General features: G+C 64.5%; 10 protein-coding genes and 2 pseudogenes. 6 read left to right on the top strand and 6 right to left on the bottom strand.

Going from position 1 to position 13792, the window contains the following annotated elements; translation table 11 throughout:
• Positions 1-355 (bottom strand): annotated as a pseudogene (locus AWQ71_RS39695) (IS1380 family transposase); the annotation flags it as partial.
• Between the two features lie 273 nt (positions 356-628).
• Positions 629-934, bottom strand: coding sequence for a hypothetical protein (locus AWQ71_RS39690; RefSeq protein WP_067144354.1), 306 nt, complete (start codon positions 932-934; stop codon positions 629-631).
• 93 nt (positions 935-1027) lie between these two features.
• Between AWQ71_RS39690 and AWQ71_RS39685 the strand changes: the two genes are divergently transcribed.
• The 4 genes from AWQ71_RS39685 (at position 1028) to AWQ71_RS42480 (ending at position 4250) form a co-directional block, all read left to right on the top strand.
• Entirely contained in the window at positions 1028-2239 is a 1212-nt protein-coding gene (locus tag AWQ71_RS39685; RefSeq protein WP_218002167.1) for an IS630 family transposase, read from the top strand.
• Between the two features lie 396 nt (positions 2240-2635).
• Positions 2636-2779 carry a hypothetical protein gene (locus AWQ71_RS42485; protein WP_157570900.1) on the top strand — a complete coding sequence of 48 codons (144 nt, stop codon included), beginning with the start codon at positions 2636-2638 and terminating at the stop codon, positions 2777-2779.
• Positions 2780-2981: 202 nt separating this feature from the next.
• Positions 2982-3536: a hypothetical protein gene (locus AWQ71_RS39680; protein WP_067144350.1), complete on the top strand. Its 555-nt coding sequence runs from the start codon at positions 2982-2984 to the stop codon at positions 3534-3536.
• Between the two features lie 231 nt (positions 3537-3767).
• Positions 3768-4250 (top strand): hypothetical protein, encoded by a 483-nt coding sequence (locus AWQ71_RS42480; protein WP_157570899.1) that lies wholly within the window; start codon positions 3768-3770, stop codon positions 4248-4250.
• Between the two features lie 11 nt (positions 4251-4261).
• On the opposite strand, the gene AWQ71_RS39675 is transcribed toward AWQ71_RS42480, so the two are convergent.
• Entirely contained in the window at positions 4262-6331 is a 2070-nt protein-coding gene (locus AWQ71_RS39675) for a DUF6571 family protein (RefSeq protein ID WP_157570898.1), read from the bottom strand.
• 274 nt (positions 6332-6605) lie between these two features.
• Between AWQ71_RS39675 and AWQ71_RS39670 the strand changes: the two genes are divergently transcribed.
• Complete coding sequence (locus AWQ71_RS39670) at positions 6606-7448, top strand: serine/threonine-protein kinase (RefSeq protein ID WP_067144346.1); 843 nt, start codon at positions 6606-6608, stop codon at positions 7446-7448.
• Positions 7441-10857, top strand: coding sequence for a serine/threonine-protein kinase (locus AWQ71_RS39665; RefSeq protein ID WP_067144344.1), 3417 nt, complete (start codon positions 7441-7443; stop codon positions 10855-10857). The genes AWQ71_RS39670 and AWQ71_RS39665 overlap by 8 nt, the downstream gene beginning before the upstream one ends.
• Positions 10858-10860: 3 nt before the next feature.
• Here the strand turns inward: AWQ71_RS39665 and AWQ71_RS39660 are convergent, their stop codons facing one another.
• From AWQ71_RS39660 to AWQ71_RS39650, 3 genes and pseudogenes are all read right to left on the bottom strand, one after another.
• Entirely contained in the window at positions 10861-11700 is an 840-nt protein-coding gene (locus AWQ71_RS39660) for a hypothetical protein (protein ID WP_157570897.1), read from the bottom strand.
• A gap of 6 nt (positions 11701-11706) precedes the next feature.
• Positions 11707-12039, bottom strand: coding sequence for a hypothetical protein (locus AWQ71_RS39655; RefSeq protein WP_157570896.1), 333 nt, complete (start codon positions 12037-12039; stop codon positions 11707-11709).
• 668 nt (positions 12040-12707) lie between these two features.
• Positions 12708-13792, bottom strand: a pseudogene (locus AWQ71_RS39650) (IS3 family transposase); the annotation flags it as partial.

Below are 13792 nucleotides of genomic sequence, written 5' to 3'. Positions count from 1 at the left end.
GCATCCGGGAGACCTTCTCGATCTGGCGGACGTTTCCCCACTTCAGGCTGCGCAGGAACGAGCCGAGGGTGGACGGGGCGCGGATACCGTCAAACAGCTTGTCCATGCCACCGTGCCGTAACGCGTCCAGATCGGCGATGGAGTCGGCCCCGGCGGCCATCCCGGCCACGATCGAGCTGATTTTCGCTGCTGCGTTGACGCCGAGCCGGTCGGCGATTGCGACGTGCTCGTCGATGAGTCCGCCCAGGTCGCAGCGCTCGGCCAGCCGCATGACCGGCTCCAGCCCGGCGTAGGCGACGAGGTGCTCGTCATCGAAGCTCGCATGGGTCTTGCCGGGAGCGTGGAACAATTGCACGTGAGAGGTGTCCTCTCGGTTTGGGTGACGGAAGCGTGAAGAACTCCCATCATCCCAGGTCGGAGGGCACCTTCTCTCATTTCACGGCAATAAGGTCAGAATCGGCTCGGTGCATCCAGGCTCAGGAACTGAAACCGATGAAACTCTGCAATGAAACCGGGGTCCCGTAACTGTGTCGCGTGATTGAGATCTTTTACGTGGCTTAGTGGTCGGCGCCGGAAGTCCCTCGGGGGTGGACCTAAAAGCTGATCCTGTGCGCGGCTGGATCAGCGGTCAGGCGTTCGTGACGTAGATGTCGCAGACGAGGTCGAGGGACTCTTCCGGGCTGCCGGTGAACCAGATCTGGTCCTCATAGCCGTCTCCGGCCGAATAGATGGCAAGGCCCCAGCGGTGAGCTGAACCGCCGTAGCGCAACCTCATCAGCGGCAGCATCTCACCGTCGGCCAACTCCCCTTCGACGTAGCCGAAGGACGCGCGGTAGCGCACATGGACGGTGGTCAGCTGGGGCCAGGCGTCCTTGGCGTGGGCACGAAGCCGCTGGGCCAGGGAGGTCCTGGTCGACTCGGGGATCGCGGGCATGGAGGTCATCATGCCGATTCGGCGTGTCGTACGCCTACACCCGGCGCATTTCAGGGCATTGTCGGCGGGTCACTTGGCAGATCTCTATGGAAAGTGCTGCGCCTGCCCGTGCCCGCCCCCCGCGCACGCCAGATCGTCTTGACCACCGCCGAACGGCGTCGCCTCAAGCAGCTGGCCTACTCCCACACCGCCCCTTACCAGCGAGGTATCCGCGTCCGCATCGTGCTCGACGCAGCACACGGCTACTCCAACGCCCATATCGCCCGGCGTACAGGCGTGAGTGTTGACACCGTCCGCCTGTGGCGCGGTCGCTACGCCGACGAGGGCATGGCAGGGCTGGCCGACCGACGCCGCTCTGGACGCCCGCCCACGTTCACCCCGCTCCAAGTGGCCGAGATCAAGGCACTGGCCTGCCAACTCCCCGCCGAGACCGGAGTGCCGCTGTCCCGCTGGAGCTGCCCGGACCTGGCCACCGAGACCGTCAGCCGGGGCATCGCCCCGGCGATCTCCGCCTCCAACGTCCGGCGGATCCTGGCCGCCGACGCGCTCAAACCCTGGCAGTACCAGTCCTGGGTCTTCGTCCGCGACCCGCACTTCGCCACCAAAGCCACTTCTGTGCTGGACCTGTACGCCCGCATCTGGAACGGTGTCCCCCTCGGCGATGACGAGTACGTGATCTCCAGTGACGAGAGAACCTCCATCCAGGCCCGCTGCCGCTGCCACCCCACCCTTGCGCCCAGAGCTGCTCGGATGATGCGGGTCAACCACGAATACAAGCGCGGCGGCGCACTGGCCTACCTGGCCGCCTACGACGGCCACCGCGCTCACGTGTTCGGGCACTGCTCGGCCAAGACCGGCATCGTGCCGTTCATGACCCTGGTCGAGCAGGTCATGACGCAAGAACCCTACGCCTCCGCCAAGCGCGTGTTCTGGGTCGTCGACAACGGCTCCTCCCACCGGGGCAAGGCCGCCGCCGACCGGCTGACCAAACGCTTCCCCAACGCGGTCATGGTGCACACGCCCGTGCATGCCTCGTGGCTGAACCAAGTGGAGATCTTCTTCTCCATCGTGCAGCGCAAGGTTGTCTCACCCAACGACTTCACCAGCCTTGACCAGGTCGAAAACCGGCTGATCGCCTTCGAGCGTCGCTGCAACGCGACCGCCTGGCCCTTCAGATGGAAGTTCACCCCGGCCGACCTCGAGGACCTGATGGCCCGGATCGAGCGACACGAACAGAAAGAGTCCAACCTCCAGCAGCACGATGACTGCGACCATCAGCCTGCCGTACTCGATCCAGCCGCATAACCCCCGAAGGATTTACGAAGCGGACCACTTAGCCTCGATCTTTCGTGCGCCCAGCAGGACAGGAGGAGGAGGTGACGCCGTGACATGGCGGCGGAACGAGATTGCGTAGGGTGGCCATGACCTGCGGGCCGTTCCCCGTGTAGGCCTGACGGGCGTCTTCGTCCCAGACGGTGTCGCGGCAGCGGTGCTTCCGATGGCGTCGAAGAACGAGGTCATCATCGCTGGTCTCCTCGACAACTCGCCCCAGGTCACTGGCAATACGAGGAGCCTTTCACCGGTGCCGACGGACGTGTCGTCCTGCCCGATTTCACGATCGCAGCCAGCGATGGCCGTACGGTCTACTGGGTTCTTGAGCTCCCACTTCCGGGCGTAGTCGGGTAGGTCGAGCATGCCTGCGTGCTCGTGCGATGGCGGCGCGGCTCGGTCTCCGGATCGTTCGCGGTGTACGGCGAGGGCGCCAGCACCTCGATCGAGATCAGGATGGCCGATCGCGAGTTGACCGAACGCCTCGCCTACGCCATACACGAGCGCTTCTCCTGACCGCCAGAAACAGGAACAGACCCTGCCCTTCGCCCCTGACGGCGAGGGGTTTTCGCTTTTCAGGACCTCCCCGGCCCGCGCACCCGACAGGCCGGGGAGCTGCGTGCCGCGCGAGTGCCCAACGCGGGAACGAGGCCGCTTTCCTTCCTGGCCGCCTGGCCGCTCTCCTGACAGACACCGATTCGAAGAAAGGACGTGCACGGTGAACAGGCAGGAGATCAAGGAGTTCGCGACCAAGCTCGCGCTCGTGCTGGACGGCTTCACCGCCGAGATCGCTGAAGATCGGCCGGTGCATCTGGTCCGTCCGGATGGCGCATGCCTGGTCGCTTATCGGGTGTGGAAGCGCCCGGAACGTGTGAAGATCATCGCGGGATACCCGGACGGAAACGCCGGATACGGCCTGCCCCGTCACGAGATCACCGCCGCCGTCGCACGCGGCCCGGAGCGGATCGCTGCGGACATCAGGCGGCGACTGCTCCCCACGTACGAACGCGATCTCGCCATCGTCCGGGAACGCATGACCGAGGCTGCGGTAGCGGATGCTCAGCGGGCCCGATTCGCCGGCCGCCTGCGCCGCCTCATCCCCGCCGCGCACGTCGTGGACGAAGGGCGGCGGCTGGCCGTTCGCTGGTACGTTGGCACAGCCGCGTACGTGCTGACCGCGTCCGGTGAGGCGTCCACCTGCCGCATCGAGATCGACGGAGCTGACCACGATCTCGTCACACGCCTGGCGCCGTTCCTTCACGCGGAGCGATGATTCATCGAGACACCAGCTGATGCTCATGGGCAGGTGGGGCAGCCAGGGGCCGAGCACGTTCATGCACAGGAAGGACGAGCGCGTGCCCTCTCCTGGGCGCTCAATATGTGAATGGCCTGCTCAACGTCTTCGGTAGCTCGGACATCACGGATATGCAGGCGTCTTCTTCTCTTTTTGTTTCTGCGGAACAGACGTACGATACGCCGGTTACTCGGACAGTATGGTCCTGACGTGTTGGCCGGATTTCCGGAGGGCGGAATGGCGCATTGTGGCTGGCAGAGCATCTCGATTGCCGTGGTCGCTATTTTTGTGCTGTCCGGATGTGGGGATAGTGCCCCTCCGCCGCCGACCGCGGCCCAGGCCGGAGCGACCCTCAAGAGCCATATCGACCGGACTCTGAAGATTGCGATGGCCGCAGATATGAAGATCACAGATCCGGGAGGGAAGGACATCCCCTGCGGAAATGGGAAATACAAGCGCACCTACGCCGCCCAGGCAAGGGCTGGAATCGGTGCCAAAGATTCCGAGATAATAACCCTTGCGTTAGTTGGTGCGCTGGACAGCGTGGCCAAATACGAACTGATCGATGTGGCTGTGAATCTGACCGAGCAGAAGGCTGTGAGTAAGGAATATCGGACCCGGATCACCCTCTCATCTCCCGGTGAAGGGAGGATGGAGGCACGAGGTGAGACTGAATGCCTGGCGTTGAAATGATGATTTCTTGATCATTCATACCATGACTGATTCGACATTTTGGTGCCGGTCCTTGCTCCATTGAAGATAGTTTTAAGCCATTCGTAAGCCTCGCCGAGCTCTTCTTTGTGTACTCCGCCGGATCCGTTTGCGATCAACCAGTTGTTGAAGTTCATGAAGGCGCCTTTGTCTTCGGCTATCTTATCCAAGGAAAGAAGGTTTCCGTCGTCTCCGGTGATTGGCGGAGTGGAGAAGCTTGCGTCATTCGGCGGCACCTTGGCTTTGAAACCATGAGCCATGAGCATGTTCACCATCCAGCTTTCCCTGGCGAGAGAAGCCGCATATATCTTGTCTTCCAATGCGTCCATGCGGGTCTTGTCGATTTCTATCAAAGACTCCACGCCTGGCGGGGTGAGGGTGGAGATTCCCAGCCATAACACCTGTCCTCCCATGCCGGGTACAGCAAGGCCTCCGATGCCGAGAGCCAGGCCGACCGCGAACATTTTTACCTTGATCCGCTGCTGGTCCAGCGCATCGAGATTTCCCTGAACTTCACTCTCGGCCGCGAACTGCAGCCTTGCAACATATCCGAATGCCCTCATCGCCCGCCCGAGATACTCGATCCCCTTTCCGTCATCCTTTGCGGCGGCCATGTTTATGAGCTTGTCGGCGAGATTGCCAATTCCTTCTTCGAACGGTTTGATGTTCTTCTGGGAGTCCGCGAAAATTTTGACGAACTCGTAGGTGTCTTTCGGGCTAAGACGGAATGCCGGTTTCAGCCCGGGGATGATTGTTTTGACGTTCCCGAACGCGCTGTCCTGGGTTCGATTGGCGTCGCCCAGATTCGCGCCTTCGACGATCTCTGTGGCATACGAACCGGCGATCTCGGCCAGATGTACCCGGGTAGGCTCGGCAATCTTCAGAGAGGGTAGCGTCGTCATCAAATTGAAGGCGAGCTGGGCGGCCTCCTTGGAGTGCGCCCCGTCCTTCTCGTCGTAGGCGCCGGACGCGGCGGCCAGCATCCGGCCGAAAGCATCGGCGCGTGAATTCTCTTTCTCCTGCAGATCCGCCTGCCAGTCGTAAGACTGCTTGACCTTCGCCCTCTCGTTCAGCCTGCGGAGTGCTTCGGACAGAGATCCGTACTTCTTGGTCGCGGTGGAGATGGCCATCCTCGCGGCTTTGGGATTGTTCCCCAAGGCGTACAGGTATCCGGCCAAGCCTTCATCGTTCACTGTGCTCTTGCTGTTCAGCGCATTCAGGCTCACTACTGCCGAGAGCCATGCGGCTGGAAATTCGCCAGCTCGGAGCAGATCACCTAGAGCCTGATTTCCGCCCGCAGGAGTGACTTCTCCACTGTCGCGGAGCTCCGCGAAGTCTGATGTCGCGGCGCTGCCGTGCCCAATGTGGTAGCTCTGCGTCTGGAATAAAGGCCCAGGATTCTTCCCGGTCACTATCTCGTATCGGGTTTCGGCGAAACCTGGAACGTGGGCTCCGTGCCGGACCGCTGTGCCGAAGGCATGGCTCACCGTGTCGATCGCGTCCTTGGGATCTTTCATGCCCGACCTGAGCTTGGCGGGGATCGCAAGAGTCTTCTCGGCACCGAGCGCGGCGAAGAAGGCAGCGGTGAAATCCGCATCATTTCGATGCGCGGCCAACTCCGCCACCAGATCGGCGAGTTCGCCGTCGTTGTATTTGCCGCCGGGCCACCCCCAATCGCCGGCGAAGGTGTTGGCGAAGCGTTCCGCCAGCGCCTGTCCCTGCCGTTGCGCATCAGCTTGGGACAACAGCGCCTTTTCGTTGATAGGAACTAGACCAGTCGGGACGCCTGGTATCCACTGAATATTGTTTGAGGACTGGATCGTCTGATTGCGTCTACGGAGCTTCGGCAACTCCGTCTCGATCCATCCCAAGATGGGCCCGAATTGCTGCAGGTCCATGGTCGGCATGTTGACGCTGAGCAACAAGCGGCGGATCGCTTCCGCCTCTTCTTTGATGACATCGCGCCCATGCGTAAGAGAGGTGATGAACGCGGTCATCAGCTCGGGATCAATGCCGCTGTAATCCGGCGACAACGGCCCCGTTCCAGGGGGTTTCTGCTCCATGACCGTCCCCCGCCTGTAGACACCTCTCTTCACCCTAGCTATCTTTACCGGCAAATCGAATAAATCCGAAATCGGCGAATTATAAGTAGTGTCCTTAAATAGATTATTTTGTGACCGAAATAGGGATCAATCCTTCAGTGGCCTGCAGCAACGTTGCCTGCAGCTGTGGAGGCCGGTGGTCAGAGAGCGCAGGTCCACACCCAGGGCTGGAGGAGCTATCACGATGTGAGAACTCCTCCAGCCCTGGGAGCGATCCCCCTTTACTATCAGGATTATGGATATCGGGACTCCGGTGGATGAGTTGAGCGAATGGTCCATCGGGGCGGAACTCGGGCGCGGCGGAATGGGTGTGGTCCACGCCGCCACGCGCCTGGACAGCGGGACGACTGCTGTGATCAAACTGATGCGCCCGGAGCTCGCCGAGGCGCAGCCGACGGCCGCAGCGCTCTTCCGGCGCGAGATGGCCGCGAGCGTGGCTCTACGGCATCCCCAGATCGTCCGCACCCTCGCGGTGGGCGACTCGGCAAGTACCCAGTTCATCGCCATGGAGCTGTGCGAGCGAGGGAGCCTTGCTGAGGTGCTGTCCAACGATGGGCCCCTGTCGGCAGACCAGGCGGTTCCAATGTTCCTGGCGCTGCTCGACGGGCTCGAGTACGCACATGACATGGGGTTCGTCCACCGGGACATCAAGCCGCAGAACATCTTGCTGACCGCGGACGGCACCGCGAAGATCGCCGATTTTGGCCTGGCCAAGGCCTTCGAGGTCGCCGGTTGGAGCGGGCTGACCCGTACCGGCACGACCATGGGCACCCCGGCTTTCATGCCCAGGGAGCAGGTGCTCAACTACAAGTACGCCAAGCCGGGCGTGGATGTCTGGGCCATGGCAGCAACGCTTTACTACGCGCTGACTGGCAGGACGCCACGGGACTTCCTCCCCGGCAAGGACCCGTGGCTGACGGTCTGCGCGACGAGGCCCGTCTCCGTGGCGGACCGTCGCACAGACATGCCTGCCGGCCTCGTTCGCGTTCTCGATCACGCCCTCGACGACAGCGGCGGTGTGCCGCACGCCGCGGTGGACGACCTCCGGGCTGGGTTGCTGCGAGCCTGGCATGGCTGACTGGGCCCCGGGAATAGTCGTCGCGGGTGACTTCGTTGTCGAACGCGAGCTGGGCAGAGGCGGGTTCGGCCGAGTGGTGCTGGTCAATGGCCGCCGTTCCGGTAAGCGGTACGCGGTCAAGCGGCTGGCCAGCGCGGATCTGGCCGAGCAGGGCCGCTTGCTCGCCGAGGCTCAGCGCTGGGTCAGCCTGCCGGCTCACCCGCACATCACTGCCTGCCGCTTCGTGCGAACCATTGGCGACGAGGTGGCGGTTTTCAGCGAGTACGCGCCCGGTGGATCTCTGGCCGACCGCATCGCTGCGGCCGATCTCAGGGCGGCGGAGATTCCGGCGATCGCCCTGCAGACTGCGTGGGGCCTGGACACTGTCCATGCCCTGGGCATGCTGCACCTGGACGTGAAGCCGGCGAACGTCCTGTTCGACGCGGACGGGACCGCCAAGCTTGCCGACTTCGGACTAGCCGCCAGGAACGAGATGGCGCCCGAAGCGACCGTCCAGCTCGAAGCCCTGGTCGACTACATCGCCGGAGACGACCTGGGCGAGCTGGGCAAACACCTCGTGTGGTCTGCGCTGGCGGAGGACACTCTCGCTGCGGTGCCGAGCGGCCGCACCTCCGCCTACGCCTCCCCGGAGCAGGCCGAAGGTCGTACGGCTGGTCGCGGCGCTGACCTGTGGAGCTGGGCGGTCACAGTGCTGGAGATGTACGTCGGCGAGCGGCGTTGGCCGTCAGGCACGGTTGCGCCGTACATCCTCGACGCCCTTGAGCGTGGACAGCATGAGTGCCGGATCCCGATCCCTGCTCATGTGGCCCGCATGCTCCGTTTGTGCTTCGCCCTCGATCCCGCTGATCGCCCGCGCTCGCTGTTGGAGGCCGCTGAAGCGCTGCGCCCGGATGCCCCGCACCTGACCCCGCCCGAGCGCCTCACCGTCCTGTCCTCATCGGCGCCCCGTAGCCGCAAGTTGGGTGTGGACGCCGAATGGGACGATCCGCGGGGGTACCTGAATTTTGCCTACGAGAGAGCAGGCCGCGACCCGGCGGAGGCGGTCGAGTACTGGCCACGCAGAGGAGGTGGTTTCACCGCGCACGCGCTGGCCGACCTGTACGCCTTCCAGCATGCGTCCGACATGTTGAGCACCGCCCCCACCACTGAGGACCAGATCGAGGGCCTGGCCAGGATCCGGTGGAATCAGGCGCAGATACAACGGGTGCTTGGCGACGGGGACAAGGCCATCCGGGATCTCGAAGCCGCTGCCACCCTCTTGGCGGACACCGGCACGGCCCGGCATCATGCCATGCGAGCCGTGACACTCCTCACGATGGCGACCGCGCTGCGCGAGCAGGGCAGGCACGACGATGCCATTGCCGCGGGAGACGAGGCGATCAGGGATGCGGCGCACATCGAGGACTCTAGAAAGGCGGCCAGTCTGCGCGGTTCGGTGCTCTTGGCCCAGGCCAACGCCGTGATCGCCGATGGCGGGGCGGAGCAGGCCGTGATCGGCTCCCTGCGGACAGCACTGGACGAATTCCGCGCTGCCGAGAATCTCGGCGGGCAGCCGCAAGTGGTCGCCCTTATGGCCGTCCTGCGTGATCGCGCGGGCGCGCCGGACGAGGCCGCGGCGCTCTGGGCCGAGGCGGACCGCCTGCTAAACCTGCTCGACGACGCGCGGCAGGAGACCGGCTCCGAAGGGTCCCATGTGCTGCGGGCGTTCATGTTGACGAACCGTGCAAAGCTCGCCTCCGGCATGGAGGACAAACTCGAACACGCCAAGCGGGCCGTGGAGATCCTCAGTTCGGTCGTCGAACAGTTCGGCCGGTATGACCTCTCGGCCGAGCTCGGCTCGGCCTGTGTGGTGGCTGGATACGCCTACGAACACCTTGGTATGCCACAGGAGTCGCTCGAGTCGTACCGGCACGGGCGGCTGCTCTATCAGGACGTAGTTCAACGGGGTGGCCGCGCCGACCTCGCCGACGAGCTGAGCGAATGCCTGGAGCTCGAGTCCACACTCGTCCGGAACCTGTACGGGCCCGAGCAGGCACTGCAGCTTATCCGCGTGGCGGTCGACATGTGGCGGCGGCTGGCCAACCTGGAGGGCATGGGCGAATGGGGCATTCAGCTCGTTCGTTCCCGGATCGGGCTGGCCATCGCATTGGAGGAGGCCGCGCAGCCCGGCGCGCTTGACGTGCTCGATCAGGCCGCGCGGGACCTGGCGGAGCTCGGGCCTCTCCGGACCAAGCATCTCATCGTCCAAGAGGCGTTGATCTACCGGGGGCGTGCCGTCGTGCACCGCCGCGCCGGAGATCTGCGGGCGGCCTATGAGGCGTGTGCCACCGCCCTCATCCTGCTCAGGGAGGCGGGCGAGCAGCCCGAGAGCATAGACATCCGGACACTGACCCTGGAAACGATGAGTTCGGTGCTCACCGAGACAGGCCACCTGGAAGAGGCTCTCGGAGCGCTGGCGGACGCTGCCGCGGAGACCGAGGTTCTGGTGGAAATGGGACACCGCCCTCCCGCCGCGCTGGCAGGCTCCCGCCATCGGCTGGCCAACCTCCTGTTTGAGACAGGACGGCTGGAGGAGTTCACCGAGGAGTCCGCGAAGGTGCTCGACCTGTATGCCAGACTCCTCACCGAAGGCCGGTCCGACCTGCGGTTCGACGCTTTCCGCCTGGCCTACGCGCGTGCGTCGGCGCTGCACCTGCTGGGATGCCTCGACGCGGCGATCGACGTCTTCCATCAGGCACGCGCGTTCGGAATCGAACTACCGGACGACGACGCACCGATGCGCGTCTTCAAGCGCCATCCTGGCATGGTCCGGCGCTGGCAGAGATGGGTGCCCCCGCGTGACGGCGGCGCTGCCGAGCTTCCCGACGCCACTCGGATGCTGCGCCTGCTGGACGACCAGATTGCCGACCTCGGCGCGCTGCTCATCGCCGAACCGGGCGACCTCGGCCCGCTGCTCGCCGACCTCACGATGAGGATGGAGCAGACCAGGCCTCTGGGGCAGGCGGGCAGGACATATGAGGCGTCCCGGCTCCTCGAACCGCTCCTGGGCAGTGCGCTATGGCTGAGCCGTACGCATCCTGGTGAGGAGACCGGAGCGCTTGCGGGCGAGATGGGGCTGCGCCTCGGGGTCTTTTCGCTGCATGCACACCGGGACAGAACCGCCGTACGGGGGTTCCGGACGGCCATCGACAGCTTCGGGCAGCTCGCGGCGCGAGAGGCCGGGCAGAGGTACCGCGACAGGTGGTTCGAAGCGCACATCGCTTTGGCGGGGTGCCTGAAGGTGTACGGGGATGGCGACGGCGTCCATGAAGTCGTGCGAAAGTTGGAAGGCAACGTCCGGCGCTGGGCCCCGCAACAGGCCGCATACTGGTCCAACCGGATACGCCAGGCTCTCGATGGTCTCGGCTGAGCGTCAAGCCGTGGCGTTCGCCAGACTCACCGTCTCTTCGCCTGGATCGCCGTCGATGGATACCCGGCCCGCCGAGGCGAGCGCGTCCAGCACGCGGGAGAACTCGTAGAGCGGCAGGCCGGACCGCGCCTGCAGAGAACGCAGCTCGGACTTGCCGACCGCCTCCAGGGTGCTAAGCAGCACCTGTTCGGCAGGGGGAGGCTGCTCAATGACGGGCAGCAGCGAATCCACCAGCTCACGCAACGTCTTCTCGCCGACCAGCGTCTGAAGCGCCAGGCCCAGCAGATAGGACTTCACCTGGTCCGGCAGCGTGGATTCGCGGCCCGATCGCAGGGAGGAGATCCTGTCTTCAAGCGCCTTGGTCTCAGTCGGCGTGAAATTCTGCAGCGCCGCGATGCTGTACTGGAACAGCGCGTCCGCGCCCCGCTCGAACGGGTACTTGTCCATGATCCTGCGGACCTGCTCCGAGCGGATCTTCGCCTGGCCTCGATCCACCGCTCGATCGGCGGCTGACAGGAGAACTGTGAGCACGGCACTCGGCCCGACCCCGACGACCTGGTTGCCCACCGTGACGTTGAACAGCGAACTGCGGAACAACGTACTCGAGCCGAACCCCGCGACCAGGACCTGCGTCAACTCTAAACCGGCCCCTGCGGCGCCGAACGTCCAGCCGAACTGTTTGATCATCCAAAGGCCGCTGACGGATCCCGCCAGGTTAACCACCACGTAGAGGCCGGCGGGCAGCGAGATCAGCGCGCGCCACGGGTCGTCCCGGTAACGGGACACCAACTCGGCCAATGCGACCAGCGCTCCGATGAGTCCCGCCGCCACGAACGAGATCACCAAGGCTCAGGCCTTGTCGTACAGGGACACGGTCTCGTGCCCGGGAGGACCGTCCACCTTCAGCAACCCTTCTTCGGTCAGCTCGGCGAGAACCGACGTGAACTGCAGGAACGGCAGTCCGGCCTGGACCTGTAACTCGGCGATGGGCAGTTGCCCGTCCGCCTTGACCAGCGCGCGGATGGTTTCGCGGGTACGGTCAGAACCGAGGGCGCGGCGGAACGCGCCCGCCCTGTCGTCATCTCCGGCGGACCGTGTGTAGTCGCTCGCCACGCTGTCACTCGGCTGGAGCCGGCGGGGAGGAGGTGGAATGTTCGAGGTCCCCGGAAGTTCACGTGACATGGGTGCCTTCCTGTCATCTGCGTTCACAGTGGGGTGGCGCCGAAGGCCGTGTCAAGAGGCAACGCAGGCGCGATTGTCCACGTCGAGGCTCTGCAGCGGCCTCGGTTCCTCAAGTGCTCTACCGGCTACTACGAAACGCTGCCGCCAGTTGGAAGTCGATGATCTACTCGCCCATGACCGACAACATGACCCGGTGCCTGACCCGCGGTTGGAGGTGTGCGCCGAGCTGGTGGAGGCCATCATTGGGGGGATGTCGCGGCCGGCCGCCCTGCGCCCACTGTGCATAACCACGCCCCTTCGCCGGACCTGACATTGAAGGAATATATCGTGGGTGATCAGGCGGAAGAAGGTTTGCTGTGGTGCTCTCCAGCCATCAGTGCAGTTGGCTCGTGACCATGGCGTGCCTGGCCCATCGTATGCGCGGCGGTCACCGCGCACGCCGCTCGCGTCCTGCCTGGGGCATCTACAGGATGCCCTGCAGCGGGCCCGGTTGAGGTATCACGTTCTGGGGATGGACGGCACCCGCGATGATGTTGGGATCATCCGACCCTGTGTCGTCAAGGTCGGCAGTGCCTTCCTCCGATACTGGTTGACGGCTGGATAGCCGCGGGGGCCGAGCGTTGGGAGAGCGAGATGAATGCTGAACCGCCCCGGCTTCGGTGGAGACCTCAGGGGTTGATTCCAACGGGTTCGCTGGACTGGTGTTGAGCGTAGTAGAGGGCTTCGTACTCCTCCGGCGGAACATTGCCGATAGCCGAGTGCAGGCGGGTCGTGTTGAACCACTCGACCCATTCCGCGGTGGCGAGTTCCACCTCGGCCAGGCTGCGCCACGGCCCGCGAGGTTTGATCAGTTCAGTCTTGTACAGGCCGATCTGCGATTCCATCAGCGCGTTGTCCAGCGCATCGCCCACCGTGCCGATCGAGGCGTCGATACCGGCGGTCATCAGGTGGGTGGTGAAGCGGAAACAGGTGTATTGACTGCCGGCATCCGAGTGATGGATGAGGCCGGGACCGGCGGGGCGTCCGGAGCGGTCACGCCGCCACAACGCCATGTCCAGGGCATCCAGCACCAGGCCGGCGCGCTTGGACATCGAGGCTGACCAGCCGACGATCGCCCGGGAGTACACGTCCACGACGAAGGCGACGTAGACGATGCCGCACCAGGCGGGAACGTAGGTGAAGTCCGCGACCCACACGGCATTGGGCCCGGATGCGGTGAAGTCCCGTTTCACCAGGTCGGTGGCCCGCTGATGTTCAGGGTCGGAGGTGGTGGTGCGGATCTTCTTGCCGCGGCGGGCCCCTTGCAGGCCCAGGGCACGCATCCGCCGCTCGACGGTGCACCGGGCCACCTGGTGGCCCTCGCGCAGCAGTTGCCGCCAGACCTTGCGGACGCCGTAGACGCCGTAGTTGGCGGTGTGGATCCGCTGGATGTGCTCGTCCAGCTCGGCATCGCGGATCGTCCGTGCCGAGGGTGGCCGGGTCTTGGCGGCGTAGTAGGTGCTGGGAGAGATCGACAGGCCGTGCTCGCTCAGCACACGACAGATCGGCTCGACACCGAACAGCTCACGGTGTTCGTCGATGAAGGTCACGAGTGCGTGTGTGGCCGGTCGAGCTCGGCCGCGAAGAAAGCCGAGGCGGCCTTCAGGATCTCATTCGCCCGGCGCAGCTCGGCGTTCTCCCGCCGCAGCCGCTTCAGCTCCGCCGATTCATCGCTGGTTGTGCCTGGTCGGGTGCCTTCGTCGATCTGGGATTG

This window comes from Microtetraspora malaysiensis (assembly GCF_001528665.1).
In the GTDB taxonomy this organism is placed as follows: domain Bacteria; phylum Actinomycetota; class Actinomycetes; order Streptosporangiales; family Streptosporangiaceae; genus Microtetraspora_A; species Microtetraspora_A malaysiensis.
The sequence above is the reverse complement of the archived record's forward strand: the minus strand, read 5'-3'. Positions and strand labels throughout refer to the sequence as shown.